An 18,432-nucleotide genomic window follows, 5' to 3' on the forward strand; every position below is an offset into this window, starting at 1 on the left:
AGGGCATGAAAGCACTCGTGTACCAGGGCCCCGGCCTCAAATCCCTCGAAGACCGCCCCATGCCGCAGATCCAGGCGCCAGGCGACGCGGTCGTGAAGATCCTCAAGACGACCATCTGCGGCACCGACCTGCACATCCTCAAGGGCGACGTGCCGACCTGCACGCCGGGCCGCATCCTCGGGCACGAAGGGGTGGGCGTCATCGAGGCCGTCGGCGCCGGCGTGACGGCCTTCCACCCGGGCGACCATGTGCTGATCTCGTGCATCTCCTCGTGCGGCAAGTGCGAGTACTGCCGCCGCGGCATGTATTCGCACTGCACGAGCGGTGGCTGGATCCTGGGCAACACCATCGACGGCACGCAGGCCGAATACGTGCGCATCCCGCATGCGGACACCAGCCTCTATCCCGTTCCCCCGGGTGCGGACGAAGAGGCACTGGTGATGCTCAGCGACATCCTGCCGACCGGCTTCGAGTGCGGCGTGCTCAACGGCAAGGTCGCGCCCGGCAGCACGGTGGCCATCGTGGGCGCCGGGCCGATCGGCCTGGCCACGCTGCTCACGGCCCGGTTCTATTCGCCCGCGCAGATCATCCTGATCGACCTGGACGATGGCCGGCTCGAGGTCGCGCGCCGCTTCGGCGCGACGCACACCGTCAACAGCAGCGACGGCAAGGCGGCCGAGGCGGTGCTGGCGCTGACCGGCGGCCGCGGCGTCGACGTGTCGATCGAGGCGGTCGGCATACCGGCCACCTTCGTGCTGTGCCAGGACATCGTGGCGCCCGGTGGCACCATTGCGAACATCGGCGTCCACGGGCACCCGGCCGAGCTCCACCTGGAGCGGCTGTGGTCGCAGAACATCGCGATCACCACGCGGCTGGTCGACACGGTCTCGACGCCCCTGCTGCTGAAGACGGTGCAGTCGCAGAAGGTGGACCCGGGCCAGCTGATCACCCACCGGTTCACGCTGGACCAGGTCCTCGATGCCTACGACACCTTCGGGCGCGCCGCCGAGACGCATGCACTCAAGGTGATCATCGAGGCGTAGGGCCCTGTTCGCTCCGGTGCCGGCAAATGCGGGCTGCGGCGCTGACTTGATCGGCATCAAGCTGCCCGTGCGGCGCGCGGACGAAGATTCGCCCACCGCCCACCGCCCACCGCCCACCGCCCACCGCCCACATCCCGCGCCTTGCGCCGCGCATCACCGAGCAGGCTGCCCCATGAACTTCAGAACCATCCTCGTTCACCTGGACCGCTCCGACCGCAGCCCGGCGCGCGCCGCGCTGGCGGCCCAGTGGGCGAAGGCCCATGAAAGCCACCTGGTCGGTCTGGTGCCCACGGGCCTGTACGACGGCGTGATTCCGGCCGATGCCATCGCCACGGGCATGACCGACTACATCGCCGATGCGGCCACCCACCTGCGCCTGCGCGCCGAGGCCATCAGCCGGGAATTCAGGGAAGACATCCATGAATCGGGGCCGCTGTCCTACGAGGTTCGCCTTGTCGACGGAACGACGATCGAAGCCGTGGTCCGGCACGGCCGCACGAGCGATCTCGTGGTGCTCGGCCAGGACGACGAATCGGATGCGACGGACACCACCGTGCGCGGCCTGGTGCCGCAGGTGCTGATGGAAACCGGGCGTGCGCTGCTGGTCGTGCCTTGCGCCGGGAACTTCAGCGGACCCGCAAGGAATGTCGTGGTCACCTGGAACGGCTCGCGGGAGTCCACCGTCGCCATCCACGCGGCGCTGCCGGCGCTGCGGCGCGCATCGCAGGTGACGCTGATCTCCCACAGGCATCCGGGCGAAGCGGACGACGAACAGCGGCTCCTCATTCCGGAGATGCTCCAATTCCTGCTCAGGCACGGCGTGCGCGCGGGTGCGCAGCGCGAGGTGACCGAGATCGACATCGCCGATGCCCTGCTGTCGCGCGTCGCAGACCTTGGCGCCGACCTGCTCGTGATGGGCGGCTACGGCCACTCGCGCTTTCGCGAGCGCGTGCTGGGCGGCGTCACACGGCAGATCCTCGCGCAGATGACCGTGCCGGTTCTGATGGCGCATTGACCGAGGCGGCAGATGGACACGACACTGGTGAAGGCGCTGCGCGACGCGCTGCAGCGCGAAACCGGCGCGCGCGTCGAGCTGGTCGAGACGCACATCTCGTGGGTGCTGCTGACGGCCACGCTCGCCTACAAGCTCAAGAAGCCCGTGCGCTTTCCCTTCGTCGACTTCGCAAGCATCGCGGCGCGCAAGCATTTCTGCGAGGAAGAACTGCGCCTCAACCGGCGTTTCGCGCCGTCGCTGTACCTGGACGTGATGCCGGTGTGCGGCGCGCGCGAGGCACCGCGGCTCGGAGGCGAGGGCGTGCCGATCGACCACGTGGTCCGCATGCGGCGCTTTCCGGAGTCGTCGCTGCTGCGCAACCTGCTCGCGGCCGGCCGGCTGGAGCCGGCCTGGCTCGACGGCTTTGCGCAGCGGCTGGCGGCGCTGCAGGGCGCGGCCGAGCGCGTCGTGCCGCCGTCCGCATTCGGCGCGCCGGACGCCATCGTTCGTGCGGCCGTCGATGTCCTGAGCCAGCTGCTCGTGCAGCGCAGCGACAGCCGTCTCGCGACCCTGTCCGCATGGATCCGCGAACGCGCGCAGGCGCTGCACATGGCCTGGATCGCGCGCCAGCAGGGCGGCGCGGTGCGCGAATGCCACGGCGACCTGCACATGGCCAATGTCGTCCTGGTGGACGGCGAACTCACCGCCTTCGACTGCATCGAGTTCGACCCTATGATGCGCCGGATCGACGTGATGAGCGACGTCGCATTCCTCACCATGGACCTGAAGGCTCACGGCCGCGCCGACCTCGCGTTCCGCTTCCTGGATGCGTGGCTGCAGCACAGCGGCGACCACGCGGGCCTGCAGGTGCTCGGCTTCTACGAGGTGTACCGGGCGCTGGTGCGGGCCATGGCCGCGGGCCTGGGGCCGCAGGCCGCATCGAAGCCCGACTACCTGGCCTGCGCCGCGCAGTTGGCGCACAGCCCGCGGGGGCGTGCGCGCCTGCTGATCACGCACGGGTTCTCGGGTTCCGGCAAGTCGACCATCGCCTCGCAACTGCTGTGCGCCGCGGGCGCGGTGCGCATCCGTTCCGACGTGGAGCGCAAGCGCCTGTTCGGCCTCGATCCGCTCGCCCGCTCCGCCGAGCGGGGCCTGGCCATCTACGGCGCGGAAGCCACGCGGCGTACCTTCGAGCGCCTGCGCGCCTGCGCGCGCGACGCGTTGCTGGCGGGGTATCCGGTGATCGTGGATGCGGCCTTCCTGCGCAGCGCCGAGCGGCGCAGCTTCCAGGTGCTGGCGGCCGAGCTCGACCTGCCTTTCGCGATCCTGGACTGCCGTGCCGCCGAAGCCGTGCTGCGCCGCCGCGTGGCCGAGCGCGGTGCCGCGGGCACGGACGCGTCGGAGGCAAGCCTGGAGGTGCTGGCGCGCCAGCTCGCGGCGCACGAGGCTCTGGAGGCCGACGAGCGCGCGCTGGCCATCGAGGTCTTCACCGAGGACGCGGTCGACATCGCGTCGCTCGAGGCGCGCTGGCGCACGCAGGCCTGACTCGCAGCGAGGCCGCCGCTTCGGCGCTCACCTGCCGCCGGCCGGGGCGCCCGTGCCGCGCGATTCGGGCGTCGGCGACCAGGCGGGCCGCTCGGCGCGTGCGGAGTCGACCACGATCAGGTAGCGCCCCGCGCCTTCGACCGGGGTCTGGTCCGCCGGCAGCACCCACATTGGCGAGCCCTGCGCTGCAGCCGCGAGGTAGTCGGCATCGAGCACGCCGAAGCGGTCGAGCAGCCGGTTCAGGCTGGCCGGGATGCGGATGCAGCCCTTCGACTGCACGCTGCCGAGCCGCGGCTCCAGCAGGTCCGGGTCGGTGGCATGCATCTGCAACCGCATCGTGCCGATGCCGCCCTGGCCCCAGAGTCGCCGGGCCTGCTGCCATCCCAGGTCGAACACGCGCATGCCCTTCGCCCCGTACCCGCGGATGCCATGCTCGTTGCGGGTGCCTTCGGCGCGGAAGTCGGGGTTGTCGGTCGTGAGCTCGAACACACCGAGCGGGGTCTCGAAGTGGTCGAACGCGCCGCCGCGCCCGGTCGATGCCGCAGCGGCGCCGATGAGCAGCGGCGCGGCGCCGTCGCCCAGCCAGTAGATGAAGATCGCCTGCACGTTCGGGCTGCGGTCGACGAGCGCGACGTATTGCGGCACGGGCGCGATGCCGGCCTGTGCGAGCGCGCCGAGCGCCAGCTCGCCATACCGCCTGGCTTCGTCGGGCGGTGGTTCGAGCCGATGGTCCACCTGCGCGCGGAAGACGTCGGCCAGCTCGGAGGGGGCCGCGGGTCCGGCGATCGTGCCGCCGGCGCAAAGCATTGCAAGGACGACGGCAAGGGGTGCAATGAAAGACGCACGGGGAGTGGGAGACATCGTGCGCCGGAGTCTGCAGGGCTTCGCGCCTTCCGCCTTGACGTGGCGCAAGGCGGAACATGGGCCGTGCGGCGACCATGCGGCCATCGGGAATTCACTGTCGAAGGATCCACCATGAAAATCATGCTTGCCGTCGATGGCAGCGGCCCGCGGCGCCGCCGTCGGATCGACCGCAGTCCCGAGGCGATGCGATGAAGTCGATCAGCCATGGCGTGTTGATCGTCAATGCCAACGAGGAACTGCTGCTCTGCCATGCCAGCGGCAGCCCGCACTGGGACATCCCGAAGGGCGGCGGAAAGCTGACGGAAACGGGGCGACAGACGGTCGTGCGGGAGACCTTCGAGGAATGCGGCCTGCAACTGGCGCCCGAAGACCTTCTGCCGCTGGGATGCTTCGCGTCTCGTCCGGGAAAGGATCTGCAGCTCCACGCGGTCCTGATGGCGCGTTTCGACACGCACGCCTGCGTATGCCGCAGCCAGTTCGCGGACGGCCATGGACAGCTGCGTCCGGAAATGGACGGCTACCGGTGGGCGGCGTTCGACGAGGTGTCGCAATGGTGCGCGAAAGGCCTGGCCACGCTGCTGACCCGGACGCTCTCGCTCCCCACGATCCTGAGGCAACTCCAGGCGTTGAAGCGGCAACCCTCCAATGTCGGCCGCGTCGCCTAACTGCCGTGCCAACGGGTATCGAAGCCGAGCATCGAATAGACCGGGCAGACGCCGGCCACCCCCGTCAGCATTCCCAGCACCCCCAGGTAGCCCCAGGACTCGATGGTGCCGGGCGCGGCAAGCGCGACCAGCAGCATGCCCGACGCGATGCGCAGGGTGCGGTCGAGGATTCCAAGGTTGTTCGACATCCGGTTTTCTCTTTGCTGGAGCGCCACGGAAGGCATCCTGCACGCGGGGTGGGCGGGCCGCATTGCGATGGATCAAGCGCCCGCGTGGAGGGCGTGTTCAGCCGGGCTTGCCATCCGCCCGTGCCCGGGTCAGCACGGGCCAGTAGCGCACGGCAAACAGGCCGAAGCCCAGGCTCCAGAATGCGGCGGAACAAAGGACCGCGGCGATCATGTGGGCCGGTGCGGCCAGCGGCACGAGAATCCGGACCAGCGCGGCGAGCAGGACCAGCACGAAGCAGGCGGTGTCGACCTGGTCGGCGCGCAGCACCCGGCCGGTGTGGCCCCGCGACGTGCGCACCATCATGCCGATGATGAGCCCGCCCGCGGCGCCCACGGTCAGCGCATGGGTGGCGAGCGATGCCGGCGCCAGGCCGTGCAGCGCCATCGCCCGCAGCGCGAGGTGCACCGGAATCCATGCGTAGGCCACATGCAGCACCAGCACCAGCGTGTTGGCGGGCGCCTTCCAGGGCCGCCAGAGCAGCCAGCGCACCAGATGCGCGAGTGCCGCAGGCAGCGCGATGGCGATCCCGACGATCGGTGGCAGGCCCGTGGCATCGGCCAGCAGCAGCGCGAGCACCAATCCCAGCGCGGCCTTCTCGACCAGGGCGTGCCGCGTGGCACCGGCGCCCGAAATGCCGTTGTTGGTGAACATCGGAATCACCCGGCCACCCATGACGGCCATGATGAACAACAGGGCGTCCAGCGCCAGCTGGATGCCCAGCCACGCCGGCACCGCGAGCATGCCGAGCGCCGACAGGTGAAAGGCGAATGCGGCGCCCGAGAGCAGCAGCAGCAATCCGATGAAGAAGTAGTTGCGGCGGTTGCGCGCGGCCACCAGCGGAACGGCCAGGGCCACCGCGCAGGCCAGCGGAAACGCCGCGTTGACCACCGCGGCCGTCCACGCGAAGGGCGTGAGCACGAGCATGCGGCCCGCCACCCAGAGCGCCGCCAGCGCGGCCAGCGGCAGACCCGCGGGCGTGGGACGGCCGGACCAGTTGCGCACCGCGGTGAAGAGGAATCCGACGATCACGGCCAGCGCGAAGCCGAACAGCATCTCGTGCGCATGCCACATCGGCCCCTGCAGGTAGGCGCGCGGCAGCCAGCCGGCGAACTGCATCGCCCACAGCGCGATGGACAGTGCCGCGAACGCGCTGGCCAGCAGGTAGAAGGGACGGAAGCCGAGCTGCCACAGGGCAAAGGCGGGCGCATGGGCGGCAGGGGGCTGCGCAGGTTCGAGCGGAATGAAGGACGCCATCATCTGGCCTTTCGGGCGCCCTCGGCGCCATGTTGAATGCGCCACGCGACGGCCGCGCCGGCCACGGTGACGGCAAAGAAAGCAATCGCGGCCGCGTTGAGCGAAGCGCCGGCGGCGCGCAGTGGATCGCTGAAGCTCCCCAGTACCAGCCGCACGAAAAGAGACAGGTGCAGCGTGGCCAGCGGCAGGTAGAAGAAGGTGCCGAAGCGCAGCTTGATGCGTGCGATGGCCGGCAGCACGACGGGCGCATGCCCCATCACCATGCTGATGACGAAGCCCAGCCCCAGCGCGTGCAGTGCGATGTCGCGGGTGGGCCCTCCGAGCGCGGCCGCGGCCCAGGCCGCGCCGGCGATCCCGAGCCAGGCATAGCCGCCCAGCAGGCAGACCGCCATGTAGCGGCTGATGCCGTGCGTGAACACCGTGCGCCGCGCGATGTCGAACACCGCGAGCCACACGGCCAGCAGAGCGAGCGCCGCGCCGTAGACCAGTCCGCCGGCGCGCGGGGCCAGGCCCGAGCATGCGGCGCCTGCCAGCAGCAGCGCCAGCACGGCATGCAGCGTCAGGCTGGCCGCAGGACGCCGGCGCATGAGCCGCGTCATCTCGAGCCGTTCGGCCGCGATCGTCATGACCAGAAAGGCGAACCACCACGGGAAGACGGCACCGCCGTCGCGGCCCAGCGCAAACAGAAGGTTGCCCGCCACCCACGCGGCCGCGCCGACCGCCAGCAGCAGCGTGTGCGCCGCGCGCTGGCGCCACACGACCAGCGCGTTGACCGCCAGGAAGAACACCGCCGCCGCCACGCCGAGCCACGCGCCGGCGGCCTGCTGTCCGAAGGCCAGGCACAGCGCGCCGGTGCCCGACGCCAGCGGTGCAGCCAATGCCCAGCGATGCTTGACGGCCACGGCGCGCTCGATGCCGATGGCGGTGCCCAGGAAGCCGCAGATCATCAGTGCGGCATGCACCAGCAGCAGCTGGCCGGCTGCGGCGAACGAGAGCGGGTCCGGCACCGCGACGCCGAGCCGCCAGAGCCCGCCCGCAATGCCACCCACCAGCGACACGCCGGCCAGCGCGCCGAACAGCGCACGCGCGAAAACCCGGCCACGCGCCGGCGATGTCTTCGTTGGCCGTCCCGTACGGGCGGCGGGGCCTGCAGCGCCTACCATCCCATGAACCGCTTGGCGCCGGCACTCATGCGCTCCGGGCTCCAGGGCGGCTCCCACACCAGCTCGACGCGGATCAGGAGCTCGGGTGGCACGACCTTGTCCAGTTCGGCTTCCGCCTCGTCCATGATGAGTTCGATCACCGGGCAGGCCGCGGAGGTCATCGTGATGCGCACCTGCGCCATCGCGGCGTCCACCGTGACACCATAGACCAGGCCCACGTCGACGATGTTCATCGAGATCTCCGGATCGACGACGCGCGACAGCGCCGCGGTCAGCGGCTCGCGCAGCTGCTCGGGCCCTTCGTACGGAAAGGAGGCCGCGGCCGGTGCCGTGTCCGCCGGCGCGCTCACGCGTCCTCCCGTTCGGCTTGCAGCGCGCCGATGCGGCCTGCCAGGAACACCGTGGCCAGCGCCTCCCGGTTGTGGACGAGGTCGGCCAGCGTGTAGCGCTGCAGCACCGCGTGGAACGCTGCCACGGCTTCGCCCAGCACGCCCTGCAGGCGGCACAGGCCGGTGATGCGGCACGCGCCGCCGCCTTCCCCGAAACATTCCACGATGGCGCCGCTCTCGGTTTGGCGCACCACGTCGCCGACGTTGATCGCCTCGGGCGGCTTCGCGAGCGCCAGGCCGCCTCCCTTGCCGCGGACGTTGGCCAGCCACCCCTCCTTGCCCAGGAAGTGCACCACCTTGGTCAGGTGATGCTCGGACACCGCAAAGGAGGCGGCGATCTCGCCGATGGTGGCGCGGCGCTCGGGCTGCGCGGCCAGGTAGATCAGCACGCGCAGGCTGTAGTCGGTGAAGGCGGTGAGCTTCATGGCTGCACTGGCGCCGTGTCACTGTTCGGCCACGTGGCCCGCCTGCATGGCCCGACCCTTTTGGCCCCTGGCGCGCGGCGGTGCCTGCGGCGCCGCTTGCGTGGCCGGACGGCGCAGCAGGCGCAGCGCATAGGCCGCGAGCAGCACCGCGCCCACGGCAAAGACGATGTCGCCCGGCACCCGCATCCAGACCAGCGTCTCCATCACGCGGGAATGCACGATCTCGGCCGAGCGCGCATACCACAGCCCCTGCGTCACGCTGGCCCAGGCCTGGTAGATGCCGGCGGGCAGCAGCGAGAGGAACACCATCATCGCCAGGCCGATGTTGAGGCTCCAGAACGCCGGCTTGAGCAGCCGGTCGGCATGCAGCTGGCGCTCGTAGAGGCCGCGCAGGCAGAACAGCATCAGCCCGATGCCCAGCATGCCGTAGACGCCGAAGAGCGCGGCATGGCCATGGGCGGCCGTCATGTTGAGCCCCTGCACGTAGTAGAGCGAGGCCGGCGGGTTGATCGCGAAGCCGAGCACGCCGGCGCCGATCGTGTTCCAGAAGCCGACGGCCACGAAGCACATGACGATCCACTTGTAGGCGGCGAGCCAGGGCATGGCCTGCGAGCGGCGCCAGGTCTGCAGGGCCTCGAGGCCGATCAGCGTCAGCGGCACCACTTCGAGCGCCGAGAACACCGCGCCCACGGCGATCACCGAGGTCGGCGTGCCGGTGAAGTAGAGGTGGTGCAGCGTGCCGAGGATGCCGCCGAACAGGAACACGATGGTCTCGGCGATGATGGCGCGGTTGGCGCTCTCGGTGCGCACCAGGCCCAGACGCGTGAAGATCAGCGCGACGACGGCGGTGGCGAACACTTCGAAGAAGCCTTCCACCCAGAGGTGCACCAGCCACCAGCGCCAGTACTCGATCATCGAGTAGTGCGTGTGCTGTCCCCACACCAGCGAGGTCGAATAGAAGCCGCCGATGCAGGTGGCCGACAGAAACACCATCGCGATCAGGCCGCGCGATGCCGAAGGCTTGACCAGTGCGGGCCACAGCGCGCGGCCCAGCAGGAAGACCCAGAACAGCAGGCCCACGAACAGCAGCACCTGCCAGATGCGGCCCATGCTGGTGTATTCGAGGCCCTGGTTGCCCAGCCAGAAGCTGAAGTCGACGCCGCGGTGCTGCAGCGTGCCGAGCCAGCCGGTCAGCGTGGAGCCGACCACGATGGCGATCAGCGCCCAGAACAGCACGTCGACCCCGAGCTTCTGCAGCCTGGGCTCGCGGCCGGACAGCAGCGGCGCGATGTACAGGCCCGTGGCCAGCCACGCGGTGGCGATCCAGAAGATGCCGACCTGCGTGTGCACCGTGCGGCTCACCACATAGGGCAGCAGCTCGGCCAGCGGAAGGCCGAAGAACGAATCACCCTCGACCGCGTAGTGCGCCGTGACGATGCCCATCGCGATCTGCAGCAGCATGAGGCCGATCACCGCGAAGAAGTACTTGCGCGTGGCCTTCATGGAAGGCGTCGCCACGGCGCCCAGCAGCGGGTCCGCCTGGGGCGGCTGCGCTTCGGCTTCGTGCCGCTGGCTGCCGTGCAGCCACAGCATGGCCGCAATGGCCGCCAGCAGCAGGCAGATGCTGACCATCGACCAGACCGCGGCCGAGCTGGTCATGGTGTTGCCCACCAGCGGCTCGTGCGGCCAGTTGCTGGTGTAGCTCAGCCCCGTTTCTCCGGGCCGGTCGGTGGCCGCGGCCCAGGAGGTCCAGAAGAAGAACGCGGTGAGCGCCTGGCGGTCGGCGGGGTCGGGCAGGGTGCCCGGCGTCATTGCGTACTGGCCGCGCAGCGTGGCGTGCGAGCTGCCGTCGCCGAACAGGGCGTCATAGTGCGCCGCCACCTCGCGGATCGCTTGCGCACGGTCGGCCGGGACGGCGATCACGCCGCTGGCGGCGTCGTAGGTGTTGCGCCGCATCTGCTCGACCACCGTGGCCGCGAGCGCGCCGCGATCCGCCGGGCTCAGCGAGTCGAAGTCCCTGCGGTAGGCCTGGGCGTGGCGGTTGCGCAGCGCCACGGCCTCGCGGTGCAGCCAGTCGGCGGACCAGTCGGGCGCGACGTAACTGCCGTGGCCCCACACCGAGCCCAGCTGTTGTCCACCGGTGGAAAGCCAGACCTGCTGGCCGCGCTGGATCTGTTCGCCGGTGAAGATCACCTCGCCATCGGCGCTGGAGACCGCGCTCGGGATCGGTGGCGCGGTCAGGTAGATCTGCACGCCCAGATAGCCGAGCGCGCCGAACGACAGCACGAAGATGAAGGCGAGCCAGCGCCACAGCCGGTTGTTGTTTCTCATGACATGTCCTTGATTCAATGAAGCAGGATCAGCGGCGCTCGGCGCCGCCGCATCCACCGCAGCAGCCGCCGCTCGCATGCGCGTCGAAAGCCGGCACCTTGGTGATGGCCACGCGCCAGAGCGAAGGGCCCTCCTCGAGGTAGTTCCATGCGAACCGGTCCGGCCATTGCGACTGGAACTGCGCGTACAGCGGCTGGGGATCGTGGTCGTTCACCAGTTCGATGGCGCTGCCGACGTCGAGGGCCGCAAAGGCCGAAAAGATGTGCGCGTGGCGAAAGCGCGGCTCGAGCGTGCGGACATCGATGACGCACGAGGAGGAAGCTGCAGATTTCATGGGTTTTTTCCTGCTGGGAGCGACGGGGCTCGAAAGGTGTATTTCAGATGCACCTATGCTAGGAAGGCGTGTGCGGCGCAGGTTGATCTGCATCAACATCAGGAGCGAAGGCAGCGGCGACGCTCGCGGCATGCTTTCTCCTTCTTCATCCCATTTCGATCAGCTGCTGCAGGCCGCGGCGGCACAGCCCGAACCCCAGCGCCTGCTGTTCGTGTTCGCCGAGGCCGAGTTGCCCGGCGACGCGGATGCGGCGCAGCGGGCGCGTTTCGAGGCGGGGCAGGGCGGCTCGCTGACGCCCGTGGCCTGCGCGGAGAAGAGCCTGCCGGAACTCACCACCTTTGCCGCGCTGGTGGCGGAGTCGCGCCGCACCAGCCTGTCCTGGCGGGTGATATTCGCGGCCGGCCTGTCCGGTGCGAACGGCCAGCCGCCGTCGCCGGAACGCATCGACAGCGCGCTGGAGGCCATGGTCGAGGGCGTGCGAAGCGGTGCCTTCGGCGGCTATCTCGCGCTCGACCCCGAAGGCCGGCCGGTGCAGTTCAGCTGACGGCGTCCGGGCTATTCTCGAGCGCCGCGGCGTGCGGCCAGCAGTCCCTGGATCAGGCGGTCCTTGTCTTTCCACTGGGCCTCGATCCACTTGCGAATGCGCTGGCGGTGCGCCTTGTCGCCCGACGAATCCGCGCCCAGCAGATGGGGCGGAATGGCACGCTGGCGGACGTCGACGGTGACGGCTCCCGCGTTGCCGCACAGCAGCGCCCAGAAGCTGGGCGTCCCCTCGGGGTAGACGATGGTCACGTCGAGCATCGCCTCGAACTGCTCGCCCATGGTGGCCAGCGCCACGCCGAGGCCGCCCGACCGGGGCTCGAGCAGATGGCGGTAACTGCTGTTCTGCGCGGCATGCTTGGCCGCGGTGAAGCGCGTGCCCTCGACGAAGTTGATGACTGCGGTCGGAACGCGCTTGAACTTCTCGCAGGAACGCCGGGTCGTTGCGAGATCCCCGCGACCCGTACCGCGGCCGCGCTTCATGAACGGAAAGTCGAGCGCCCACCACGCCAGCCCGATCACCGGCACCCAGATCAGCTCGCGCTTGAGAAAGAACTTGAGGAAGGGAATGCGCCCGTGGAAGGTGCGCTGCAGCACCAGGATGTCGACCCAGCTCTGGTGGTTGCTCGACACCAGGTACCAGCCGCGCGGGTTCAGGCCCTCGACGCCCCGGATCTGCCATGGCGCGGGGCACGCAAGCGCGATCCACGCGTTGTTGACGCCGACCCAGCCGCCGGCCAGCCCGTTCAGAACCCGGTCGCAGCCGGTGCGCACGCGGTCGGCCGGCACGAGCAGCTTGACCAGCGCCGGCGGCACCATCAGCGTGAACGCAAGCAGCGTGTTCACGCCGAGCAGCAGCCCGTTGAGCGCACCGCGCACGGAAGGCATCAGTCGCACGGCACAAGCTGCGGCGCGCCGCCCAGTTCGCTGACGTAGCGGCTGGGCGCGGGCCGCGCCGGACCGGCCTTCCGGGCCGTCACCGAACCCACGCTGATGAAGCACAGCGGCTCGTCGTGCCGGTCCAGCGCGAACAGGGCGCGCAGTTCGTCCGACTGCAGCGCCTTGCCGGTGGTCAGCGCCGAGCCGTAGCCCAGGGCGGTGGCGGCCAGCAGCATGTTCTGGATGGCGCATCCGGCCGACAGGATGCGCTCGGTGGCCGGAATCTCCTCGTTGCCGGGGCCCATCCTGGCCACCGCAAGCATCAGCAGCGGCGCGCGAAAGGCCTTCTCGCGCGCCTGGCCCTGCTGCTCGGGCGTGGCGGCGGCGTCGCGCTGCAGCAGGGCCTGCGCGAACACGTCGGCGAGCCGCTCGCGCTGCGGCGGAGGAACGACGACGAAGCGCCAGGGCACCAGGCCGCCGTGGTCCGGGGCCGAGGCCGCGGCGCCGAGGATCTGTTCGAGCTCGGCACGATCGGGCCCCGGCGCACCGAGCCGCTTGGGCAGCACGGTGCGGCGCGCCTCCATCAGCGCGGCCAGTTGCCGCGCGATCATGGGCGAATCGGCCGGAACGCCGGTGGCCGGGCTCATCCGCAGCTTCCGAGGTGTCCGCACTGCGTGCAGTAGTCGCAGCCATCCTTGCGGATCATGGCGTGGGCGCCGCATTCGGGGCACTTGGCACCCTGCATCGGCGTGAGGCCGGCCATCGGTGGCGCCGCGGCGTCCGGCGCCGCGGGCACCTGGCCGCTGCGGCGCGCGATCAGCTGCTGGATCGCATAGGCGATGGCGCCCACTTCGGAGTCGTGCCACATGGGCACCTGGGTGCCGTCGGCCTTCACGTGGTGGCCCAGGCGCACCGGCCCGCGGTCCCAGGCGACCTTGCGCATGTCGGCCAGCGCGCGCTCGAGAAAACCGCCGCGCGCGGCCAGCGACAGCAGCCGCATGCTCGCGGTGATCCATTGCTGGGACTCGCCGCTCTGGCCCACCGGCATGAAGAATTCCACCGCCCGCTCGCGGCCGTCGGCCAGCGGCAGGAACGACACCACCAGGTAGAGCGTCTGCCGCCCCTGCTGCGTCCAGTACTCGATCTTTTCGGCGACGGCATTCAAGGCGCCCTTCGGGCGGCTCTCGATCATCGCGCGCATCGGATCGGCCGCCGCGCCGTCGGCGGCGGGGCGGGCCTCCGGCTGCGCTGCCGGCGCGACCTCCAGCACGGAGCCCAGGATGCTGTTGGGCCGGTAGGTGGCCAGGCCCTTGAGGCGGGCGGTCCAGGCCTGCAGGTAGAGGCCCTTGAAGTCCTCGTAGGGATAGTCGGCGGGCACGTTCACCGTCTTCGAGATGGCGGTGTCGACGAAGGGCTGCACCGCTTCCATCATGGCCAGATGGCCGGCCGCGGGCATCGACTGGGCCGAGACGAAGTACGCCGGCAGCCGTTCGGTGTCGCCGCCCAGGAAGCGGTACAGGCGCCAGGCGTGGTCCTCCACGTCGTACTCGGAGAGGCTGCCGTCGGCCTCGCGCTTCTTGCGCCGGTAGGTCCAGGAGAACGCCGGCTCGATGCCGTTCGAGGCGTTGTCGGCGAAGGCCAGGCTCACGGTGCCCGTGGGCGCGATCGACACCAGGTGGCTGTTGCGGATGCCGTGCATGCGGATCTGTTCCTGCAGCGCCAGGTCCAGGCGGCTGGCGAAGGTGCCGCGCGCCAGGTAGCGCTCCGCGTCGAACAGCGGGAAGGCGCCTTTCTCGCGCGCCAGCGCCACCGAGGCGGCGTAGGCCGCATCCCGCAGGCAGCGCGCGATGCGCACCGCCATGGCCCGGCCCTCGGGCTGGTCGTAGCGCAGGCACAGCATGGCGAGCGTGTCGCCCAGGCCCGTGAAGCCCACGCCGATGCGGCGCTTGGCCATGGCTTCGGCGCGCTGCTGGGGCAGGGGCCAGAAGGTGAGGTCCAGCACGTTGTCGAGCGCGCGCACCTGCAGCGCCACGGCTTCGCCGAAGCGCGCGAAATCGAAGTGCGCCGTACCGCCGATGCCGAACGGATGGTCCACGAAGCGCGTCAGCACGATCGGCCCGAGGTCGCAGCATCCGTAGGGCGGCAGCGGCTGCTCGCCGCAGGGGTTCGTCGCCTCGATGTGCTCGCAGTAGCGCAGGTTGTTGTCGTTGTTGATGGTGTCGGTGAACAGGATCCCGGGCTCGGCGAAGTCGTAGGTCGAGCGCATCACCACGTCCCACAGATCGCGCGCCGGCAGGCTTCGGTAGACCCAGCTGCCATCGCTGGCCTGGGCCGCGCCGCGCGCGATCAGTTCGGCGCCCGGTTTGGCGCTGTGCACCAGGGGCCATTCCTCGTCGTCCGCCAGCGCGCGCATGAACTTGTCGGTCACCGCCACCGACACGTTGAAGTTGTTCCAGCGCCCCGGGGTGCGCTTGGCCGTGATGAAATCCAGCACGTCGGGGTGGTCGATGCGCAGCACGCCCATCTGCGCGCCGCGGCGCGCGCCCGCGCTTTCCACCGTGGCGCAGGAGCGGTCGAACACGTCGATGTAGCTGCACGGACCCGATGCCGTGGACGCAGTGGTGCGCACCTGTGCGCCGCGCGGCCGGATGCGGGAGAAGTCGTAGCCGACGCCGCCGCCGCGGCGCATGGTTTCGGCGGCTTCGCGCAGCGCCTCGTAGATGCCCGCGTAGCCACCGGCGTCCTGGCCCTGGATGCAGTCGCCCACCGGCTGCACGAAGCAGTTGATCAGCGTGGCCTCCAGCTCGGTGCCCGCGGCGCTCATGATGCGGCCGGCGCCGATTGCGCCGGCGCGCAGGTTGGCCAGGAAGCGCGCCTCCCATGGCGCGCGTTCTTCCTCGGTTTCGACCGAGGCCAGCGCACGCGCCACGCGCGCGAACAGATCCTCGACGTCGGCTTCGCCCGGCTTCAGGTATTTTTCGCGCAGCACGTCGCGGCTGATGGGCTGTACGGGGAGCGGTTCCATCTTTCTGGCGTCTTCGCGCTTCATGCCGTGGCTCCCGCCGTCGGGATGGCGGGGCGGATGCCGCCGAGCAGCCATCGCATCAGGTCGCGGACCGGGCGGATCTCGCTGCCGAAGGGCAGCGCCCCCGCGCCGCGGAAGAACAGGCCGCGGTCGAGGTGGCCTTCCAGTGCGTGCCCCAGTGTCTTGTCGATGCAGAACTGGCCCCAGCTCGGGGTGCCGTCGCGCAGGCCGCAGTGCGCCAGGCAGTCGAAGCGCATGGTGCAGCTTTCCTTCTTGTGCGCCTTGTGCTGCAGCCGCTCCTCCAGCCGCAGGTACTTGTCCAGCCACGGCGTGCGCACCGCGCGCGCGGGCAGGCCCGCCGTGCTGACGAACTCGACGATGTCGGCGGGCTGGGCGTCGGCCAGCACCTGCTTGAAGGCCGGATGCGCATCGCATTCGGTGGTCACCGCGAACGCGGTGCCCAGCTGCACCGCCGCGGCGCCGAGGCCCTGCAGGCGCCGGATGTCCTCCAGGCTGCCGATGCCGCCGGCCGCAATCAAAGGGATGCGGCCCTCGATGCCGGCCGTCTTGAAGAACTCGAGCACCTGCGGAATGGCGACGTCGAAGTCGAAGCGCGGATCCTGCAGGTCGGCCACCTTGGCCGCGCCCAGGTGGCCGCCCGCGAGCCGGGGATGCTCGATCACGATGGCGTCGGGCAGGCGCCCCTTCTTCTCCCATTTGCGCACCACCAACTGCACGCCGCGCGCATCCGAGAGGATGGGAATGAGCGCCACCTCGGGATGGTCGCGCGCGAGTTCGGGCAGGTCCAGCGGCAGGCCCGCGCCCACCACCAATGCGTCGATGCCGCAGGCCATGGCATGGCGCAGGTAGGCCTCGTAGGCAGTCAGCGCCTTCATCACGTTCACGGCCACGAGGCCGCGTCCGCCGGAGAGCTCGCGCGCACGCGCGATCTCGCGGCCCAGTGCCTCGAGGTTGGCGGCGTCGATACGCTGCCCGGCGTCCGGCTCGGCGTTCAGGTGGGCCGTGCGGGCCATCAGGTCGGGATGCAGCCGGCGCAGGTCGACGGCCGAGATCGTGCCCATGCCGCCCAGCCCGGCGACCGTGCCGGCGAGCCCGCCGGCCGACACGCCCACGCCCATGCCGCCCTGAATCACGGGGAGGCGTTCGGCGCCCTTGAGGCGCCAGTTGCGCAGGCCCGAATCGCGCGAAAGCGCTTCCAGGGCGACTGCTGTCTCGTCAGAGGATCGATCCATCATGTTCCACATAAGGTTGATAGGGGCCGGTACCGGCGTTGGAGGCGAGCGAGGCGGGCAGGAAGTCGCCCGCCTGTGCGTCGAACACATGGACTTCGCCTTCCTCGATCACGTAGTGCCAGCCATGCAGCGTGAGTGCGTTGCGCTCGACGCGGCTGCGCACCATCGGGTAGGCCATCAGGCGCTCGAGCTGCAGCACGACCGCGCGTTGTTCGCTGCGGCGCAGCGCGGCGGGGCTGGGACGCACCGGCAGCAGCGCCTCGTCGGCCAGCCGCAGCCATGACTTGAGCGCGACCGCTTCGTCCGCCACGCCTTCGTAGGCCGCGCGGATCGCGCCGCAATGGCTGTGGCCGCACACCACGATGCGTTCGACCTTCAGCTCGAGCAGCGCGAATTCGATCGCGGCCACCGTGCCATGCAGCCCGTGCGATCCGTCGCAGGGCGGAACGAACGCACCGACGTTGCGGATGATGAAGAGCTCGCCGGGGCCCGTGCCGGTCAGCAGGTAGGGCATCAGCCGCGAGTCCGAGCAGCCGATGAAGAGCGTCTTCGGGTGCTGGCCTTTGGCGACCAGGTCCTGGAAGCGCTGCTGGTGCCGCGGAAAATAGTCGGAGCGGAACCTGCGCAGGCGCAAGAGGAGGTCGTCCGGTTCCTGTGCGGTCATTGCACCAGCGGGGAGTCCGCCCCTTCGAGGACCAGGCCGTTCACCTCGGCGCGGCCGGCCAGCAGCTGCATGTACTGGTGCAGGGCCTTGGCGCGCGACTGCTGGGCGAGCTGCACCGCGATGCGCTGGCTCACCTCTTCGAAGGATTGCTGGCGTCCCGGGTCGCGCGCGAGCACCTCGACGATGTGGAAGCCGTAGCGGCTGTGGACCAGGCGCGGATGCAGGCCCAGCGCATCGAGCCGTTCGGTGTTGTGGAACAGCTCGGCCGTGAGCTCGTCGGCGCAATCGTCCGGGCCGATCCAGCCGAGGTCGCCGCCTTCGGCGCCGCTCGGGCAGTTCGACAGGGTCCGCGCGAGTTCGGCGAAGCGGGTGGGCGCGGCATCCCTGTGGCGCAGTTCGAGCAGGGCCTGCTCGGCGCGCGCGGCCAGCGCCGCAACGTTGATTCCCTGCGTCACGGCAAACAGGATGTGGCGTGCATGCACACGGCGGCCGATGGCGAAGTGCGCGCTGCGCGCCGTGTAGTAGCGGCGGCATTCGTCTTCACTGGCTGCGGGCACCTCGATCTCGTCGTCGAGCATCTGCTGGATCACCGCCTGCTCGCCGTTGCCCAGCCGAGGGGCCAGGCGCGCATCCGAATGCGGCAGCAGCCGGCGTGCGGCGGCCTCCTGCCGCAGCAGCTCGGCCCAGGCCAGCTCGCGCAGGCTGTATTCGTCCGGACGTTCGCCCGGCAGGTGCAGCGCGACGCCGTTGATCGCCGCGCATGCGGACTCGGTCGGGGCCACGCTCGCGGCCGCCTCGATGGTCACCGGGGTTGAGGCCGGCACGGGTGCCGCGGT

General features: G+C 70.3%; 19 protein-coding genes. 5 read left to right on the forward strand and 14 right to left on the reverse strand.

Annotated elements, in window-relative coordinates; all coding sequences use genetic code 11:
* Positions 1 to 5: 5 nt before the first annotated feature.
* From VAPA_RS29220 to VAPA_RS29230, 3 genes are all read left to right on the forward strand, one after another.
* A complete protein-coding gene (locus VAPA_RS29220) occupies positions 6 to 1,043 on the forward strand; it encodes a zinc-dependent alcohol dehydrogenase family protein (RefSeq protein ID WP_041946806.1) in 1,038 nt (345 codons plus the stop codon).
* 172 nt (positions 1,044 to 1,215) lie between these two features.
* A complete protein-coding gene (locus tag VAPA_RS29225) occupies positions 1,216 to 2,058 on the forward strand; it encodes a universal stress protein (RefSeq protein WP_021003822.1) in 843 nt (280 codons plus the stop codon).
* Between the two features lie 12 nt (positions 2,059 to 2,070).
* On the forward strand, positions 2,071 to 3,582 hold the full coding sequence (locus VAPA_RS29230; RefSeq protein ID WP_021003823.1) for a bifunctional aminoglycoside phosphotransferase/ATP-binding protein: 1,512 nt from the start codon (positions 2,071 to 2,073) through the stop codon (positions 3,580 to 3,582).
* 27 nt (positions 3,583 to 3,609) lie between these two features.
* Here VAPA_RS29230 and VAPA_RS29235 read toward each other — a convergent pair whose 3' ends face one another.
* The gene (locus VAPA_RS29235; protein ID WP_230559094.1) at positions 3,610 to 4,443 is read right to left on the reverse strand and encodes a L,D-transpeptidase; all 834 of its coding nucleotides are present in this window, start codon (positions 4,441 to 4,443) and stop codon (positions 3,610 to 3,612) included.
* Between the two features lie 191 nt (positions 4,444 to 4,634).
* Here VAPA_RS29235 and VAPA_RS29240 point away from each other — a divergent pair, with 191 nt between their 5' ends.
* Entirely contained in the window at positions 4,635 to 5,111 is a 477-nt protein-coding gene (locus VAPA_RS29240) for an NUDIX hydrolase (protein WP_021003825.1), read from the forward strand.
* Here VAPA_RS29240 and VAPA_RS29245 read toward each other — a convergent pair.
* The 7 genes from VAPA_RS29245 to VAPA_RS29275 all read right to left on the reverse strand — a co-directional run bounded on the left by VAPA_RS29245 (position 5,108) and on the right by VAPA_RS29275 (position 11,235).
* Entirely contained in the window at positions 5,108 to 5,299 is a 192-nt protein-coding gene (locus VAPA_RS29245) for a YgaP family membrane protein (RefSeq protein ID WP_021003826.1), read from the reverse strand. The two genes, VAPA_RS29240 and VAPA_RS29245, sit on opposite strands and share 4 nt — an antisense overlap.
* A gap of 97 nt (positions 5,300 to 5,396) precedes the next feature.
* On the reverse strand, positions 5,397 to 6,593 hold the full coding sequence (locus tag VAPA_RS29250; RefSeq protein ID WP_041946809.1) for an NnrS family protein: 1,197 nt from the start codon (positions 6,591 to 6,593) through the stop codon (positions 5,397 to 5,399).
* Complete coding sequence (locus VAPA_RS29255) at positions 6,593 to 7,756, reverse strand: hypothetical protein (RefSeq protein WP_021003828.1); 1,164 nt, start codon at positions 7,754 to 7,756, stop codon at positions 6,593 to 6,595. Before VAPA_RS29255 ends, VAPA_RS29250 begins: the two co-directional genes overlap by 1 nt.
* Positions 7,750 to 8,106: a metal-sulfur cluster assembly factor gene (locus tag VAPA_RS29260; RefSeq protein WP_021003829.1), complete on the reverse strand. Its 357-nt coding sequence runs from the start codon at positions 8,104 to 8,106 to the stop codon at positions 7,750 to 7,752. Before VAPA_RS29260 ends, VAPA_RS29255 begins: the two co-directional genes overlap by 7 nt.
* Entirely contained in the window at positions 8,103 to 8,570 is a 468-nt protein-coding gene (locus VAPA_RS29265; protein ID WP_021003830.1) for an Rrf2 family transcriptional regulator, read from the reverse strand. The genes VAPA_RS29260 and VAPA_RS29265 overlap by 4 nt, the downstream gene beginning before the upstream one ends.
* A gap of 18 nt (positions 8,571 to 8,588) precedes the next feature.
* Positions 8,589 to 10,901 (reverse strand): nitric-oxide reductase large subunit, encoded by a 2,313-nt coding sequence (locus VAPA_RS29270; RefSeq protein WP_021003831.1) that lies wholly within the window; start codon positions 10,899 to 10,901, stop codon positions 8,589 to 8,591.
* Between the two features lie 28 nt (positions 10,902 to 10,929).
* Positions 10,930 to 11,235 carry a DUF2249 domain-containing protein gene (locus VAPA_RS29275; protein ID WP_021003832.1) on the reverse strand — a complete coding sequence of 102 codons (306 nt, stop codon included), beginning with the start codon at positions 11,233 to 11,235 and terminating at the stop codon, positions 10,930 to 10,932.
* 130 nt (positions 11,236 to 11,365) lie between these two features.
* Between VAPA_RS29275 and VAPA_RS29280 the strand changes: the two genes are divergently transcribed.
* Entirely contained in the window at positions 11,366 to 11,779 is a 414-nt protein-coding gene (locus VAPA_RS29280; RefSeq protein WP_021003833.1) for a hypothetical protein, read from the forward strand.
* An 11-nt stretch (positions 11,780 to 11,790) separates the two neighbouring features.
* Here VAPA_RS29280 and VAPA_RS29285 read toward each other — a convergent pair whose 3' ends face one another.
* From VAPA_RS29285 to VAPA_RS29310, 6 genes are read right to left on the reverse strand one after another with little or no spacing between them, the layout of a single operon-like run.
* Complete coding sequence (locus VAPA_RS29285; protein ID WP_021003834.1) at positions 11,791 to 12,663, reverse strand: acyltransferase; 873 nt, start codon at positions 12,661 to 12,663, stop codon at positions 11,791 to 11,793.
* The gene (locus tag VAPA_RS29290) at positions 12,663 to 13,301 is read right to left on the reverse strand and encodes a nitroreductase family protein (RefSeq protein ID WP_080666891.1); all 639 of its coding nucleotides are present in this window, start codon (positions 13,299 to 13,301) and stop codon (positions 12,663 to 12,665) included. Before VAPA_RS29290 ends, VAPA_RS29285 begins: the two co-directional genes overlap by 1 nt.
* Positions 13,298 to 15,703, reverse strand: coding sequence for an adenosylcobalamin-dependent ribonucleoside-diphosphate reductase (locus tag VAPA_RS29295; protein ID WP_021003836.1), 2,406 nt, complete (start codon positions 15,701 to 15,703; stop codon positions 13,298 to 13,300). The genes VAPA_RS29290 and VAPA_RS29295 overlap by 4 nt, the downstream gene beginning before the upstream one ends.
* On the reverse strand, positions 15,700 to 16,932 hold the full coding sequence (locus VAPA_RS29300; RefSeq protein WP_021003837.1) for an NAD(P)H-dependent flavin oxidoreductase: 1,233 nt from the start codon (positions 16,930 to 16,932) through the stop codon (positions 15,700 to 15,702). Before VAPA_RS29300 ends, VAPA_RS29295 begins: the two co-directional genes overlap by 4 nt.
* Complete coding sequence (locus VAPA_RS29305) at positions 16,916 to 17,596, reverse strand: carbonic anhydrase (protein WP_021003838.1); 681 nt, start codon at positions 17,594 to 17,596, stop codon at positions 16,916 to 16,918. The genes VAPA_RS29300 and VAPA_RS29305 overlap by 17 nt, the downstream gene beginning before the upstream one ends.
* Positions 17,593 to 18,420, reverse strand: coding sequence for a peptidylprolyl isomerase (locus VAPA_RS29310; protein ID WP_230559095.1), 828 nt, complete (start codon positions 18,418 to 18,420; stop codon positions 17,593 to 17,595). Before VAPA_RS29310 ends, VAPA_RS29305 begins: the two co-directional genes overlap by 4 nt.
* Positions 18,421 to 18,432 lie beyond the last annotated feature (12 nt).

The sequence above is a fragment of the Variovorax paradoxus B4 genome (assembly GCF_000463015.1).
In the GTDB taxonomy this organism is placed as follows: domain Bacteria; phylum Pseudomonadota; class Gammaproteobacteria; order Burkholderiales; family Burkholderiaceae_C; genus Variovorax; species Variovorax paradoxus_E.

What these genes read in the sequence shown, in the direction of transcription:
- VAPA_RS29220 (WP_041946806.1), top strand. Translation starts at nt 6, where the DNA reads ATGAAAGCACTCGTGTACCAGGGCCCCGGCCTCAAATCCCTCGAAGAC.
- VAPA_RS29225 (WP_021003822.1), top strand. Translation starts at nt 1,216, where the DNA reads ATGAACTTCAGAACCATCCTCGTTCACCTGGACCGCTCCGACCGCAGC.
- VAPA_RS29230 (WP_021003823.1), top strand. Translation starts at nt 2,071, where the DNA reads ATGGACACGACACTGGTGAAGGCGCTGCGCGACGCGCTGCAGCGCGAA.
- VAPA_RS29235 (WP_230559094.1), bottom strand. Translation starts at nt 4,443, where the DNA reads ATGTCTCCCACTCCCCGTGCGTCTTTCATTGCACCCCTTGCCGTCGTC.
- VAPA_RS29240 (WP_021003825.1), top strand. Translation starts at nt 4,635, where the DNA reads ATGAAGTCGATCAGCCATGGCGTGTTGATCGTCAATGCCAACGAGGAA.
- VAPA_RS29245 (WP_021003826.1), bottom strand. Translation starts at nt 5,299, where the DNA reads ATGTCGAACAACCTTGGAATCCTCGACCGCACCCTGCGCATCGCGTCG.
- VAPA_RS29250 (WP_041946809.1), bottom strand. Translation starts at nt 6,593, where the DNA reads ATGGCGTCCTTCATTCCGCTCGAACCTGCGCAGCCCCCTGCCGCCCAT.
- VAPA_RS29255 (WP_021003828.1), bottom strand. Translation starts at nt 7,756, where the DNA reads ATGGTAGGCGCTGCAGGCCCCGCCGCCCGTACGGGACGGCCAACGAAG.
- VAPA_RS29265 (WP_021003830.1), bottom strand. Translation starts at nt 8,570, where the DNA reads ATGAAGCTCACCGCCTTCACCGACTACAGCCTGCGCGTGCTGATCTAC.
- VAPA_RS29270 (WP_021003831.1), bottom strand. Translation starts at nt 10,901, where the DNA reads ATGAGAAACAACAACCGGCTGTGGCGCTGGCTCGCCTTCATCTTCGTG.
- VAPA_RS29275 (WP_021003832.1), bottom strand. Translation starts at nt 11,235, where the DNA reads ATGAAATCTGCAGCTTCCTCCTCGTGCGTCATCGATGTCCGCACGCTC.
- VAPA_RS29280 (WP_021003833.1), top strand. Translation starts at nt 11,366, where the DNA reads ATGCTTTCTCCTTCTTCATCCCATTTCGATCAGCTGCTGCAGGCCGCG.
- VAPA_RS29285 (WP_021003834.1), bottom strand. Translation starts at nt 12,663, where the DNA reads ATGCCTTCCGTGCGCGGTGCGCTCAACGGGCTGCTGCTCGGCGTGAAC.
- VAPA_RS29290 (WP_080666891.1), bottom strand. Translation starts at nt 13,301, where the DNA reads ATGAGCCCGGCCACCGGCGTTCCGGCCGATTCGCCCATGATCGCGCGG.
- VAPA_RS29295 (WP_021003836.1), bottom strand. Translation starts at nt 15,703, where the DNA reads ATGAAGCGCGAAGACGCCAGAAAGATGGAACCGCTCCCCGTACAGCCC.
- VAPA_RS29300 (WP_021003837.1), bottom strand. Translation starts at nt 16,932, where the DNA reads ATGGATCGATCCTCTGACGAGACAGCAGTCGCCCTGGAAGCGCTTTCG.
- VAPA_RS29305 (WP_021003838.1), bottom strand. Translation starts at nt 17,596, where the DNA reads ATGACCGCACAGGAACCGGACGACCTCCTCTTGCGCCTGCGCAGGTTC.